The following is a 12386-nucleotide window of genomic DNA, read 5'->3' on the forward strand; positions in this document are numbered from 1 at the left end:
AGGGAGTTAACGGTAACGAATTCTCCATTCAAAGAAGAAGAGAGTTGCTCTTTAAGGAAATCTTCTTCCTCCTTATGCGTCATATAGGAGCGGCGGCGACCACCACGATTTTCCTTTAAGAGGGCTTCTAAGCCACCACTTAGATAGCGATTCAATAAGTTGCGGACTGTCTGATGGACAAAGCCTACTGATTTAGCTACGGATGTTAAATTATTGCATTCAGAATAAAGAATGAGTGCCTGTATTTTTCTATGATGCGGAGCATTATTTTTATCTTTAAGTGCTTGCTTTAATTCTTCGACTTGTGTTTGGGTAAGTTCTTTTGTCATAATACCATTATAACGCTATTTTTGATTTTTGTTAAGTATCAAAGTAATCAAAATCCGTTTTTCTAGTTTTCATCTTCCTGAATCCAAAGGTATTTCTTTTAATGACTTTGATGAGATTGTTGGTAGCTTCCAGTATGGCGTTTGAAAATGTGAGTTTTGTTGTTTTTCAGTGTAGGTCATAGGGGACTTTTTTCTACACTCAAAAAGGCTCTGTATGACCAGAGTGGGTTTACCCGTCATAGTCTTACAGTGCCTTTCATTTTTTGCTTAGTTTAACAACCGCCTCGGTCCGTGCTGTGTGGGGAAACATGTCGACAGATTGAATGTATTCTACCTTGTAGGCTTTGCTTAGCTCAACAAGGTCCCTTGCAAGAGTGGAGACGTTGCAGGATACGTAAACCATTTTAGCTGGTTTGTAATCCAAAATGGTTTTGAGGAGCTTTTCATCGAGTCCAGTTCGTGGAGGATCAACTACCAAGGCATCGGCCCTGTAGCCTTCTTGGTACCACTTTGGAATGATTTCTTCTGCTTTACCTGCCTCATAGTGGGTATTGGATAGTCCCATTCGCTTAGCGTTTGCTTTGGCATCCTCGATGGCTTCTGGAATAATGTCCATACCTCGAACAGATTTGACCTTTTTAGCAAAGGCGAAGCCGATTGTGCCCACGCCACAGTAGGCATCAATCAAGTTTTCATTTCCTGAAATGTCCAAAGCCTTGACGGCCTCGCCGTAGAGAATTTCTGTTTGTTGGGGATTTAGTTGGTAAAATGCCCGTGGAGATAGTGAGAATTCGTAATCTAAAACAGCCTCATCGATAGCTTGTTCTCCCCATAAAATTTCTGTTTTTTCCCCATAAATATCACTCGTTTTCTGTCTATTCCAGTTTAGAGCAATAGTGATTATACTTGGAAATTGACTGGTGAGTTCATCAATTAATTTAGTAAGATTAACCTGACAAGAGGTGATAAAAATCACTTGAACTTGACCTGTTTTTCGAGCCTTGCGGACCATAACCGTGCGGATTCCATGTTGCTTGCGCTCATTGTAAATAGGAATACGGTGCTTGGTGAGTAGCTTTGCGATTCCGTTGATAATCTCTTGTGTTTCGGCATCTTGGACGTAACAATTCGTAATTCCAATCAAGCGATGGGAATTTTCTGCATAGAGACCGGCCTTGACTTGATCTTTGAAAGATCGAGTCTGGAACTGTAATTTGGCACGATAGTGGCTAGGCTTATCCATACCGATTGTTGGATAAATAGTGTAGTTTTCGTAGCCAGCTGGTTTGAACTTTTTTAGGGCCTGCTGCAAGAGATCTTGTTTGAAGTCTAATTGTTTATCATAGCGGAGGTGCATGATTTGACAACCACCACAGGCTTGATAGATGTCACAGGCAGGCTTGACACGAAATTTTGATTCCTTGTTGATTTTTAACAATTTTGCTTCAACGAAATTTCGTTTGACTGAGGTAATTTGACAAAAAATTTCTTCCCCCTTAAGGGCACCAGGGACAAAGACTAGCGTTTTTTGATAAAATCCGATGCCTTCTCCGTTGATGCCCATTCGTTTGATTTTTAAGGGGATTCGTTGGTTTACTTGTAGATTCATATTATTATTTTACCGAAAAATCCTGTATAATGAAAGAATGAGAATTACAAAAATTGAAAAGAAGAAACGTCTTTATTTACTTGAAGTGGATGGTCAGGATAGTTTGTATATTACGGAAGACACAATTGTTCGCTTCATGCTTAGTAAGGGAAAGGAAATCACGGAGCAGGAGTTTCGTGAGCTTCGCGATTTTGCTCAGTTTTCTTATGGGAAAAATCTAGCACTTTATTACCTTTCCTTCAAGCAACGTACCAAAAAAGAAGTTAGTGATTATCTAAAAAAATATGAAATTGAAGAAAACAATATTGTCAAGATTGTGACGGTATTAGAAGAGGAAAAATGGCTGGACGATGGGAATTATGTTGATAGCTATGTTCGTCAGAATGCTCTAAATGGAGATAAGGGACCAGCTATGATTCGTCAGAAGTTGATGCAGAAAGGAATTCCTAAACCGCTGATTGATAAAAGGCTGGCTGAGGAAGATTTTTCAGAGCTTGCTGGGAAGATTGGGGAGAAATTGGTGGGGAGATACCAAAGAAAGTTGCCTCTTCGAGCTTTGCAAGATAAAGTTGTACAGGGATTGATGGGCAAGGGTTTTTCTTATGAGACGGCCAAACAAAGCCTGGGTCAGTTGGAACTTGTGGCTGATGAAGAAAATGAAGATGATTTAATCGCCAAGGAATTGGATAAGCAGTATAGAAAATATAGTCGTAAATATGAAGGCTATGAATTGAAGCAAAGGTTGATACAGGCTTTAGCTCGAAGGGGTTATGACTTTGATCGGATTCAGACTGTCCTTCGTGATTATCTGTGAAAAAATTTAGCCTAGGTTAGAAAAATATGATATAATAGTCAAGATAAATTGTAATTGTAGAAAGTTGGTAACAAAGTGAAATTACCAAAGGAAGGCGACTTTATTACAATTCAAAGTTATAAGCATGACGGTGAAATTCATCGCACTTGGCGTGACACCATGGTATTAAAAACAACGGAAAATGCTATTATTGGAGTCAATAATCATACCTTAGTGACTGAAAATGATGGTAGGCGTTGGGTAACAAGAGAACCAGCAATCGTTTATTTTCATAAAAAATACTGGTTCAATATCATTGCAATGATTCGTGAAAACGGAGTTTCCTATTATTGTAACCTTGCTAGTCCATATGTTCTCGACAATGAGGCACTCAAATACATTGATTATGACCTAGATGTTAAGGTCTTTGCTGATGGTGAAAAGAGACTGCTGGATGTGGATGAATATGAGCGTCATCGTGAGGCGATGAAGTATTCGGATGATATTGATTTTATTTTGAAGGAAAATGTCAAGATACTGGTTGATTGGATTAATAACCAGCGCGGACCATTCTCTCCAGCCTACGTTAATATCTGGTACAAACGCTATTTAGAACTGAGAAGTAGATAAAGTTAGAAAAGAAAATCCTGTTTTACAGGCTTTTTTCTTATTGTAAAGGAGGGGCTTATGGCCTTTGAGCAAACAAATGGGCGCTATGCAAGTTTTGGAGTTGTGACCTCGCTTCCCGGGGAAGTGATTGATAGTTTCTGGTATGTTATTGATCACTACTTAAAAGGAGTTATTCCTTTGAAAAATGTAATCCGTTTTTCTATCAAAAATCGTCGTGGTAAGATGACGCTGGTCTTTTCGCAGGAAGGTTATAAAAATGTACTGGCTGTAGATTTAGATAGTCGTTTTGATCCTTTTTATCCCTCAACAATCTTGGTAATGGACAAGCAGGGAAAAGAGACCATTACTTTGCCAGACGAGGTAACCTTGCTTTAGCTTGAAGAGATGGTATTTTATCACCTAAGATATTGTTAATATATGAAATTTGGTGTAAAATAGATTTGTAAGCTTATGTGGGTTAGAAAGGAGGAGTCTATGGTTAGTCAAACTGTTGAAAAACCTCTCTATTTGCAGTTGGTTGATGAATTGGAAGTTGCAATTCGTGAGAGGATGGCTCCGAATGACAAGTTATTTTCAGAGCGTGAGTTGACACAGGTTTATGGTGTCAGTCGTATTACAGTTCGTTTGGCTTTGCAAGAATTGGAAAAACGTGGCTTAGTCTATAAGAAGCATGGTAAGGGAACCTATGTATCTGAGCTTTCAGATACTGCAGTTGATTTGTCTCAGGCCTATAGTTTTACTGAGCAAATGAAAAAAATTGGGAAAGTACCGAGGACATCTATTTTATCCTTTGAATTGGTTAAGGCGTCGGACTATATTGCGCAACATCTACAACTTAGTCAGGGTGAGGAAGTGTTTGAAGTTGAACGTTTGAGACTTGCCGATGAGATTCCGATGATGCTGGAAAGGACATATGTTCCTGCCTCGCTATTTCCTGGATTAGCTGCTCAGCGAATGAAGTCAACTCCCTTGTATGAAATTTTTTCAGAGGATTATCATCAGGTGATTCGTTTGGCAGAAGAAGAGTTCTATGCAAGTATTGCTTTGGATAATGAAGCTAAGATACTCGGAATTCCAAGCAATAGTCCAGTGCTTCATTTGGTAAGAAAAACCTATAATGATAAGAATAGAATTATCGAGTTTACGTTTAGTATTGCTAGAGCGGACCAGTTTCGTTACAAGATTACCCATCAACGGGGATATTAGAATTAATACTCTTCGAAAATCAAAATTATTCGTTGTCAAGAGCCTTGATGAAATCCAGTTCTATTTTTGGTTTCGTTTCCTAGACTACTTTTGATTGTTATTGGATATGAAAAAAACGCGGACGTTAGTCTGCGTTTTTTTAGCGATGATTGGCTGTAATTTCAAATTTGTAATACTTCCAGTGTTTGTAAGTTTCAGTATATTCCATCACTTCACCGCTAGTACTGTTAGTAGTTGTTTTGTTTTGTAGTACAGCTGGTTCAGTCGCTTTTAATTTCAAATGGGTGGCAACCTCTTTTGGAGATGGGCTGACAATTTCATTTGTTTCTACAAATGGTTCCTCGGACATGTGGATATTGTAGTCCAGTTTGAAGCGTTGATAGATTGATTGATAGTGCTCGAGTGGAGCATCTGGATTCTGAATATATCGTTGAGGGATGTATGAATTGTGGAAGATATATGGAGTGTCTTCTGCTGCGCGGACGCGTACAATTTTATAGTAAAACTCATTCTTGTCAAGATTTAGTTTTTCAAGGATATCGGGTTTATTGCCTTTTTCGCACGAGAGAACAGTAACCTTATCCTTATCCATAGGAAAAATCTCAATATCAGAAAATTCTACAAGACGCCCTTTGCGTGAACGAGATACAAAGGTTCCTTTACCTTGTTGGCGAACGAGGTAGCCGTCTTTAACTAGTTCGTTTACTGCACGGATAACGGTAATGGAGCTAACATTAAATAGTTTTGTTAATTCAGATTCTGTGTAAAATTTGTCGCCATTTTCAAATTTGCCAGAAACAATCTGTTGGCGTAAGTCGTTTTGTATAAGTTGGTACTTCGGTACTTTCATACTTATTTCCTTCCTTTCCACAGCTTATTATACTAAATTAGTTGATGAAAATCAAAAAATATAGCTAAAATACCCACAAAAATATACTTTTTCACTTTATAAAGGTGATAAAAAATGGTAAAAAATTTTTTAAAAAGTACTGGACATAACCACAAAGAAGTGTTAGTATATTAATAGAAAGGTAAGCGGTTGCATCGGAGGAAGAAATGAAAGAATTTTATATTGGAGACCAATTTTATTTGGACGGTGAACCCTTTAAGATTTTATCAGGAGCGATTCATTATTTTCGTGTCCATCCTGATGATTGGTACCATTCTTTGTATAACTTAAAGGCCCTTGGTTTTAATACGGTTGAAACCTATGTCCCTTGGAATATGCATGAACCTCGAAAGGGTGAGTTTTGTTACGAGGGTATATTGGATATTGAGCGATTTTTGAAATTGGCTCAAGAATTAGGGCTTTATGCAATTGTACGTCCTTCTCCTTATATTTGTGCGGAGTGGGAATGGGGTGGCCTGCCTGCTTGGTTGATGAAGGAAGAGCTTAGAGTACGTTCGAGTGATTCGGTGTACTTGCAGCACTTAGATGAATATTACGCTTCTCTTATTCCTAAATTGGCCAAGCTCCAACTCGCACAGGGTGGAAATGTACTTATGTTCCAAGTGGAAAATGAGTATGGCTCTTATGGTGAGGAGAAGGAGTATCTAAGATCGGTGGCTGGCTTGATGCGTAAACATGGTCTAACTGCTCCCTTGTTTACCTCGGATGGTTCTTGGCGAGCAACATTACGTGCAGGAACACTGATAGAGGACGATGTATTTGTAACAGGAAACTTTGGTTCTAAAGCTAGAGAGAATTTTGCAAATATGACGGCATTCTTTAATGAACATCAGAAGAATTGGCCACTCATGTGTATGGAATTTTGGGATGGTTGGTTCAATCGTTGGGGTGATGAAATTATTCGTAGAGAGCCGGAGGAAATGGTTGATTCGGTTATGGAATGTATCGAATTGGGCTCCTTGAATCTGTACATGTTCCATGGTGGAACAAATTTTGGTTTCATGAATGGTTGCTCTGCTCGTGGTCAAATTGATTTGCCTCAGGTAACTTCTTATGATTATGATGCTATATTGGATGAAGCTGGAAATCCTACTAAGAAGTTTTATCTTTTGCAACAACGTTTGAAAGAAGTCTATCCTGAATTAGAGTATGCAGAACCGCTTGTAAAAGAGGCAAAAGCTTTTTCAGATGTGTCGCTTCATGATAAGGTGAGTTTATTTGCTACTCTAGAAAATGTAAGCGATTGCGTAAAAGGGTTTTATCCTAAGAATATGGAAGAGCTTGATCAGTCAACAGGTTATATTTTATATAGAACAGAGTTGGAGCGGGATAAGACAGAAGCGGAACGTTTCCGAGTGGTTGATGCGCGTGACCGTATCCAAATTTATGCAGATGGAAAATTCGTTGCAACTCAGTATCAGACTGAGATTGGTGACGATGTTGAATTGGATTTTAAAGATGACAAGCTAACATTAGATATTTTGGTAGAAAATATGGGACGTGTCAATTATGGGCACAAACTAACAGCTCCTACCCAGTCTAAAGGGCTTGGTCGAGGTGCGATGGCTGATTTACATTTTATTGGTCATTGGGAAACCTATCCTTTGCATCTTGAGTCAGTTGAGGACTTGGATTTTAGTAAGGGCTGGGAGGAAGGTCAAGCTGCTTTCTATCGTTATCAGTTTGAACTGGATGAACTTGCGGATACTTACTTAGACATGACAGGTTTTGGTAAGGGAGTTGTTTTCGTTAATAATGTAAATATTGGACGTTTTTGGGAAAAAGGGCCAATCCTCTATCTCTATATTCCAAAAGGATACTTAAAGAAAGGAGCGAATGAAATAATTGTCTTCGAGACAGAAGGAAAATATAGCGAGAAGATTCATTTTTCACAAAGACCCGTTATAAAAGATTTGTAGAAATTTTAATCGGTTTCTGCCTAAAAGATTTATGAAGAAAAGGAGAACACTGTATGGCAATTATTGCTACGCGTATTGATGGTCGTTTGATCCACGGTCAGGTTGCTAACTTATGGACGACGAAATTGAACATCGGTCGTATCATGGTTATCGATGATGCTGTTGCTCAGAATGACATTGAAAAACAAGGACTGAAATTAGCATGTCCTCCAGGCGTAAAATTATCGATTTTACCGATTGAAAAGGCTGCTAATAATATTAAGGAGGGCAAGTATGATAGTCAACGTCTCTTGATTGTTGCTCGTCGTCCAGAAAACTTCCTTCGCTTGGTAGAGTATGGGGTTGAGCTCCCTGAGTTGAACGTAGGGAATATGTCTCAAACTCCGGAAACTCGTTCTGTAACTCGTTCTATTAACGTTGTAGATAAGGATATTGCAGATTTTGATGCCTTGGTGGCTAAGGGTGTAAAATTATTTGCACAAATGGTACCTGGCGATTCACCAAAAGACTTTATGCCATTATTGGATAAGGTTAGATAACATTCGGATATTTTTGAAAAATTTAAAGGAGGATCACTATTATGCAATGGTGGCAAATATTACTTCTAACGCTCTACTCTGCTTATCAGATTTGTGACGAGCTGACAATTGTATCGTCAGCAGGTTCACCAGTCTTTGCAGGGTTTATCACTGGTTTAATCATGGGGAACATGGAAGTTGGCTTGCTAATTGGTGCAAGTTTGCAGTTAGTTGTCTTGGGAGTTGGTACTTTCGGTGGTGCGTCACGTATTGATGCAACATCTGGTGCGGTTCTTGCAACAGCTTTCTCTATTTCACAAGGTTTAGATCCAGAAATTGCCATTTCCACTATTGGCGTACCAGTTGCAGGGTTGTTGGTTTATACAGATATTTTGGGACGTTTCACTACTACTTTCTTTGCCCATCGTGTAGATGCAGCAATCGAACGTTTTGACTATGCTGGAATCGAACGCAACTACCTTCTTGGTGCAATTCCTTGGGCACTTTCTCGTGCACTTCCAGTGTTTCTTGCCCTTGCTTTTGGTGGTGGTCTTGTAGAAACTCTTGTCTCTACGATTGAGTTGCCTGAATACAAATGGATTGCAGCAGGCTTAACTCTTGCAGCTCGTATGCTTCCAGGTCTTGGATTTGCAATCTTACTTCACTATCTTCCACTTAAACGCAACCTTCACTACTTGGCATTCGGTTTCGCCCTTACAGCGATGTTGACTGTTCTTTACGGTAACGTATCAGCTTTGGGTGGTGCAGTTGCTGGTATCGTTGGCACTCTTCCTGAAGATGCAGGCGTAAGCTTTGTCAATAACTTCAAAGGTTTGTCAATGATTGGTATCGCTATTGTGGGTGCATTCCTTTCAGTGCTTCACTTCAAAAATAGCCAAAAAGTAACTGTAGTTGCTCCATCAAATTCAGAAAGTGGGGAAATTGAAGATGACGAAATCTAATTACAAATTAACAAAAGAAGATTTTAATCAAATCAACAAACGTAGCTTGTTCACTTTCCAACTTGGTTGGAACTATGAGCGGATGCAGGCATCTGGCTACCTCTACATGATTTTGCCACAATTGCGTAAAATGTATGGGGATGGTACTCCTGAGTTGAAGGAAATGATGAAATTGCATACTCAGTTCTTCAATACTTCACCATTCTTCCATACCATCATTACAGGTATTGACTTGGCACTTGAAGAAAGTGATGGCGTCGCTTCTAAAGATGCGGTTAACGGTGTTAAGACAGGTTTGATGGGACCATTTGCCCCAATTGGTGACTCAATCTTTGGTTCTCTTGTTCCAGCGATTATGGGGACTGTGGCTGCTACTATGGGTAAAGAGGGATCTCCAGTTGGTATCTTTCTTTGGGTAGCAGTAGCAGTGGTTTATGACATCTTCCGTTGGAAACAGTTGGAAGTTGCCTACAAAGAAGGTACTAAGTTGATTACAACCATGCGTGATCGCTTGACAGCTCTTGTTGATGCTGCTTCAGTCATGGGTGTCTTCATGATGGGGGCCTTGATTGCAACTATGATTAACTTTGAAGTGACTTGGGCTCCAGCTATTGGAGAAAAAGTGATTGATATTCAAGACATTTTGAATACCATCTTCCCACGCCTAGTACCTGCAATCTTTACAGGATTTGTCTTCTGGCTTCTTGGTCGTCGTGGCATGACTTCGACTAAAGCTATCTTGATTATTATTGTGCTTGCACTTGGCTTCTCAGCAATCGGTCACTTCGCATTTGGTATGGCATAATGGTTAGAAGTTTAGTATTAGTAAGTCATGGTATCTTCTGCGAGGAGTTGAAAAAATCTACTGAAATGATTATGGGTCCTCAAGAGGACATCTACACAGTAGCTTTATTACCAGAAGAAGGTCCAGAAGACTTCCAGAAAAAATTTGAAGAAACAATTGCAGGATTGGAAGATTTCGTTGTCTTCGCAGACTTGTTGGGTGGTACACCAGCCAATGTCGTATCACGAAAATTGATTGAAGGTGGGCAGTTTGACCTCTATGCAGGTATGAATATGCCAATGGTTATCGGATTCTTGAACGGCGTCCTGCTTGGCGAAGCCGTAGACTATGTCGAATTTGGTACAAGCAACCTAGTTCATGTCAATAGTCTATTAACAAGTGATGAAGATGACGATGAGTGAGACAGTCAGGGAAGTTGAAACAGTTTGGGGAACTGTTTCAACTGGTCACCTTGAAATGAAAGAGTGACCAAAGACAGCCCGAGCCTAGAAATAAGAGAGTGAGGCTAACTCAGCCGATTGTTACAGACGGATTTGATTTTCGTTAATTATAAAATGTTCTATAGTTGATAGGCTTTAAGTATCCTGAGGCTGGGCAGAAAGTCCAGCCTCGCTTCTCAGAGTTCGAGTCAACATCTCAGCGCAGTGGTTGATTGGCAGATTTGTTCGTGTTTCCCACTCCCAATCTGACCATTACGACTGTTGCGAACAAAGTTCGCTTTATCTCCAACCTCAAACTGTCTCTCAGACAGTTTGAGCTGTGCGGGGGTGGGAGTGAAACAGTCTGGGGATAGACTGTTTCAGCTCAACAACTAGAAATAAAGACTTGTTGACGAACTCTTTTTAGACTGGTCGAGTTCTTTCCCACTCCCATTTGGCTTATGAGGAAAAGAAATGATTGAAGTAAAAACATTTGGTGAAAAAGCAAAACTGTATTGCTTGGAAAACAGGAATGGGATGCAGGTAACCTTGACGGATTTTGGAGCTAGAGTGGTAGAAGTGCTTCTGCCAGTAGAAGAGAATGGCGGTTTGCGAAATGTCAGTTTGGCGGCTAAGTCGGATGAAGATTACCGCAAGACAGATTTGTATCCTGGTTCAACAATTATCCCAGTAGCGGGGCGTATTTCAGGAGCCCAAGCTGAGATAAAGGGAACAAGCTACCATTTCACAGAAAATGAACCTGGTAGGACTCTACACGGTGGGGTTGACACGGCAAATGAGCAGTACTGGGACGTTGAGCTAGACCATGAGAGAAATCAAGTGACCTTTGCTATGGTCCTAAAAGATGGTTTTAATGGCTTTCCTGGTGATGTGAGGGTCAAGGCTATTTATTGTTTGACGGATAAAAATGAATTGACAGTTGACTACCAGGCTGTATCGGATAAGGATACGATTTTTAATCCGACCAACCATATCTATTTCAACTTGACTGGTGATTTTCAACGGTCAGTTGCCGAGCACCGTATTAAAATTGCTGCGAATCACTATGCTCCGCTTGGGGAGGATAACCTGCCAACGGGTGTCTTAGAAGATGTGACAGGGACGCCGTTTGATTTTAGAGATTTTGCGCCTTTTGCTCAGGGATTTGATAGCCAATATCCTCAAAATGTATTGGTAAAAGGCTATGACCACCCATGGTTATTGGAAGAGGTGGATATTCCGGTAGAAGTTTTGAGTCCAGATGGGAAAATTGGACTCAGTGTCAAAACCAACCAGCCTGCGGTCGTTATTTATACATATAATTTTCCTGTTGAAGCTTTGACCTGTTACCACGGTGTCTTTAGTTTAGAGTGTCAGGCCTTGCCGAATGCGTGCAATGTCGATGGATTTGGTTCGATTTTGTTAGAGCAAGGAGAAGAATTTCTGTCTAAAACGACCTATCGTTTTACTTGGTAAAAAAATGGGGACTCTAGGTAAATTCTCAAAGTAAGTTCTAGTTCCCGTCCTTCCAGAAGTTACTTTGAGAAAACTGCATAACACCAACAGAATTTAGTCTCAGACTAAGTTCTGTTTTTGCCTAAAGCTGCAGATTCAAGGAATTTTTAGGGTTGAAAATGTTGAAAAAAAGAGTACACTAAAGTTACTGGCTCTGAGACGTCTCAAAGTAAGTTCTAGCTATCTGGAATTTTGGCTGGGACAAGTTCCTTTCTATTTTGAAATTATTTTTATGATAAAAACGAGCGATTACTTATCTAATAATCGAGGTGATTGGATGACATTCTCAGGGTCAATTTTAGATATACCCAAAAGTGTTGCCAATTCTTCACCGTAGGTAAACGTAAAGAGTTCATAAGCCGATTTTCCGTTGAAAGCAGCTCGTTTGACGCTGTTGACATGCGAACAAACCAGGTTGATGTCCTCCTGTGTCAAGTTGTCAAACGAACTTCCTTTAGGAAGAATGTCTCTGATAAGTGTGTGGTTTTTCTCAATTCTCCCTTTCTGGTCAGAACGATTTGGGTCACAGAAGAAGAGTTTAGATTCTCCACGAACATCCATTTCGATATCGTCTACTCTAGCGAATTCACCACCATTGTCGGTCAGAATGACAGGGAATAGTTCGCAGAAGCTCATCTCTTTCTGATGCAGGTTGTTCTTGATAGCGTAGAGGTGTTTAGCGACCTCATTAGCTGTTTTATTATCCAGTAATCGAGCGAAGATAAAGTTACAGAAGGAGAGGTTAAAGGTGAGCAGTACCTTTCCGCCGAT

The 12386-nt window shown here is 40.0% G+C and carries 14 protein-coding genes and 1 pseudogene; 10 read left to right on the forward strand and 5 right to left on the reverse strand.

The window, feature by feature from the left end:
- The 3 genes and pseudogenes from K5Q29_RS10110 to rlmD form a co-directional block, all read right to left on the reverse strand.
- Positions 1-329, reverse strand: a 329-nt coding sequence (locus tag K5Q29_RS10110) for a helix-turn-helix domain-containing protein (RefSeq protein WP_205032695.1), incomplete at its 3' end; no start/stop codon positions are given.
- A gap of 15 nt (positions 330-344) precedes the next feature.
- Positions 345-483, reverse strand: a pseudogene (locus K5Q29_RS10115) (transposase); the annotation flags it as partial.
- A gap of 102 nt (positions 484-585) precedes the next feature.
- On the reverse strand, positions 586-1938 hold the full coding sequence (gene rlmD, locus K5Q29_RS10120; protein WP_105139485.1) for a 23S rRNA (uracil(1939)-C(5))-methyltransferase RlmD: 1353 nt from the start codon (positions 1936-1938) through the stop codon (positions 586-588).
- A 37-nt stretch (positions 1939-1975) separates the two neighbouring features.
- Between rlmD and recX the strand changes: the two genes are divergently transcribed.
- From recX to K5Q29_RS10140, 4 genes are all read left to right on the forward strand, one after another.
- Positions 1976-2752, forward strand: coding sequence for a recombination regulator RecX (gene recX / locus K5Q29_RS10125; RefSeq protein ID WP_024416611.1), 777 nt, complete (start codon positions 1976-1978; stop codon positions 2750-2752).
- 75 nt (positions 2753-2827) lie between these two features.
- Positions 2828-3361 (forward strand): DUF402 domain-containing protein, encoded by a 534-nt coding sequence (locus tag K5Q29_RS10130; protein WP_221877122.1) that lies wholly within the window; start codon positions 2828-2830, stop codon positions 3359-3361.
- Positions 3362-3418: 57 nt separating this feature from the next.
- Positions 3419-3736: a DUF960 domain-containing protein gene (locus K5Q29_RS10135; protein WP_029752740.1), complete on the forward strand. Its 318-nt coding sequence runs from the start codon at positions 3419-3421 to the stop codon at positions 3734-3736.
- Between the two features lie 99 nt (positions 3737-3835).
- Positions 3836-4567 (forward strand): GntR family transcriptional regulator, encoded by a 732-nt coding sequence (locus K5Q29_RS10140; RefSeq protein WP_105139484.1) that lies wholly within the window; start codon positions 3836-3838, stop codon positions 4565-4567.
- Positions 4568-4706: 139 nt separating this feature from the next.
- On the opposite strand, the gene K5Q29_RS10145 is transcribed toward K5Q29_RS10140, so the two are convergent.
- Complete coding sequence (locus tag K5Q29_RS10145) at positions 4707-5417, reverse strand: GntR family transcriptional regulator (protein WP_014637542.1); 711 nt, start codon at positions 5415-5417, stop codon at positions 4707-4709.
- A gap of 206 nt (positions 5418-5623) precedes the next feature.
- On the opposite strand from K5Q29_RS10145, the gene K5Q29_RS10150 reads away from it, so the two are divergent.
- From K5Q29_RS10150 to K5Q29_RS10175, 6 genes are all read left to right on the forward strand, one after another.
- The gene (locus tag K5Q29_RS10150) at positions 5624-7396 is read left to right on the forward strand and encodes a beta-galactosidase family protein (protein WP_105139483.1); all 1773 of its coding nucleotides are present in this window, start codon (positions 5624-5626) and stop codon (positions 7394-7396) included.
- Between the two features lie 53 nt (positions 7397-7449).
- A complete protein-coding gene (locus K5Q29_RS10155) occupies positions 7450-7935 on the forward strand; it encodes a PTS sugar transporter subunit IIB (RefSeq protein ID WP_024406998.1) in 486 nt (161 codons plus the stop codon).
- A gap of 38 nt (positions 7936-7973) precedes the next feature.
- Positions 7974-8876 carry a PTS mannose/fructose/sorbose/N-acetylgalactosamine transporter subunit IIC gene (locus K5Q29_RS10160; protein WP_044758657.1) on the forward strand — a complete coding sequence of 301 codons (903 nt, stop codon included), beginning with the start codon at positions 7974-7976 and terminating at the stop codon, positions 8874-8876.
- A complete protein-coding gene (locus K5Q29_RS10165) occupies positions 8863-9681 on the forward strand; it encodes a PTS system mannose/fructose/sorbose family transporter subunit IID (RefSeq protein ID WP_105139482.1) in 819 nt (272 codons plus the stop codon). The genes K5Q29_RS10160 and K5Q29_RS10165 overlap by 14 nt, the downstream gene beginning before the upstream one ends.
- Entirely contained in the window at positions 9681-10082 is a 402-nt protein-coding gene (locus K5Q29_RS10170) for a PTS sugar transporter subunit IIA (RefSeq protein WP_004194089.1), read from the forward strand. The genes K5Q29_RS10165 and K5Q29_RS10170 overlap by 1 nt, the downstream gene beginning before the upstream one ends.
- Before the next feature lie 492 nt (positions 10083-10574).
- Positions 10575-11576, forward strand: a complete 1002-nt coding sequence (locus K5Q29_RS10175) for an aldose epimerase family protein (RefSeq protein WP_105139481.1) — start codon at positions 10575-10577, stop codon at positions 11574-11576.
- Positions 11577-11864: 288 nt separating this feature from the next.
- Here K5Q29_RS10175 and K5Q29_RS10180 read toward each other — a convergent pair.
- Positions 11865-12386 (reverse strand): transposase (locus K5Q29_RS10180; protein WP_398578117.1); only part of this gene is annotated, 522 nt, incomplete at its 5' end.

Source organism: Streptococcus sp. 2018037 (assembly GCF_019754195.1).
GTDB classification, from domain to species: domain Bacteria; phylum Bacillota; class Bacilli; order Lactobacillales; family Streptococcaceae; genus Streptococcus; species Streptococcus hashimotonensis.

Coding starts and splice junctions, on each gene's coding strand:
- K5Q29_RS10135 (WP_029752740.1), top strand. CDS start 3,419: ATGGCCTTTGAGCAAACAAATGGGCGCTATGCAAGTTTTGGAGTTGTG.
- rlmD (WP_105139485.1), bottom strand. CDS start 1,938: ATGAATCTACAAGTAAACCAACGAATCCCCTTAAAAATCAAACGAATG.
- K5Q29_RS10170 (WP_004194089.1), top strand. CDS start 9,681: ATGGTTAGAAGTTTAGTATTAGTAAGTCATGGTATCTTCTGCGAGGAG.
- K5Q29_RS10165 (WP_105139482.1), top strand. CDS start 8,863: ATGACGAAATCTAATTACAAATTAACAAAAGAAGATTTTAATCAAATC.
- recX (WP_024416611.1), top strand. CDS start 1,976: ATGAGAATTACAAAAATTGAAAAGAAGAAACGTCTTTATTTACTTGAA.
- K5Q29_RS10155 (WP_024406998.1), top strand. CDS start 7,450: ATGGCAATTATTGCTACGCGTATTGATGGTCGTTTGATCCACGGTCAG.
- K5Q29_RS10140 (WP_105139484.1), top strand. CDS start 3,836: ATGGTTAGTCAAACTGTTGAAAAACCTCTCTATTTGCAGTTGGTTGAT.
- K5Q29_RS10150 (WP_105139483.1), top strand. CDS start 5,624: ATGAAAGAATTTTATATTGGAGACCAATTTTATTTGGACGGTGAACCC.
- K5Q29_RS10145 (WP_014637542.1), bottom strand. CDS start 5,417: ATGAAAGTACCGAAGTACCAACTTATACAAAACGACTTACGCCAACAG.
- K5Q29_RS10175 (WP_105139481.1), top strand. CDS start 10,575: ATGATTGAAGTAAAAACATTTGGTGAAAAAGCAAAACTGTATTGCTTG.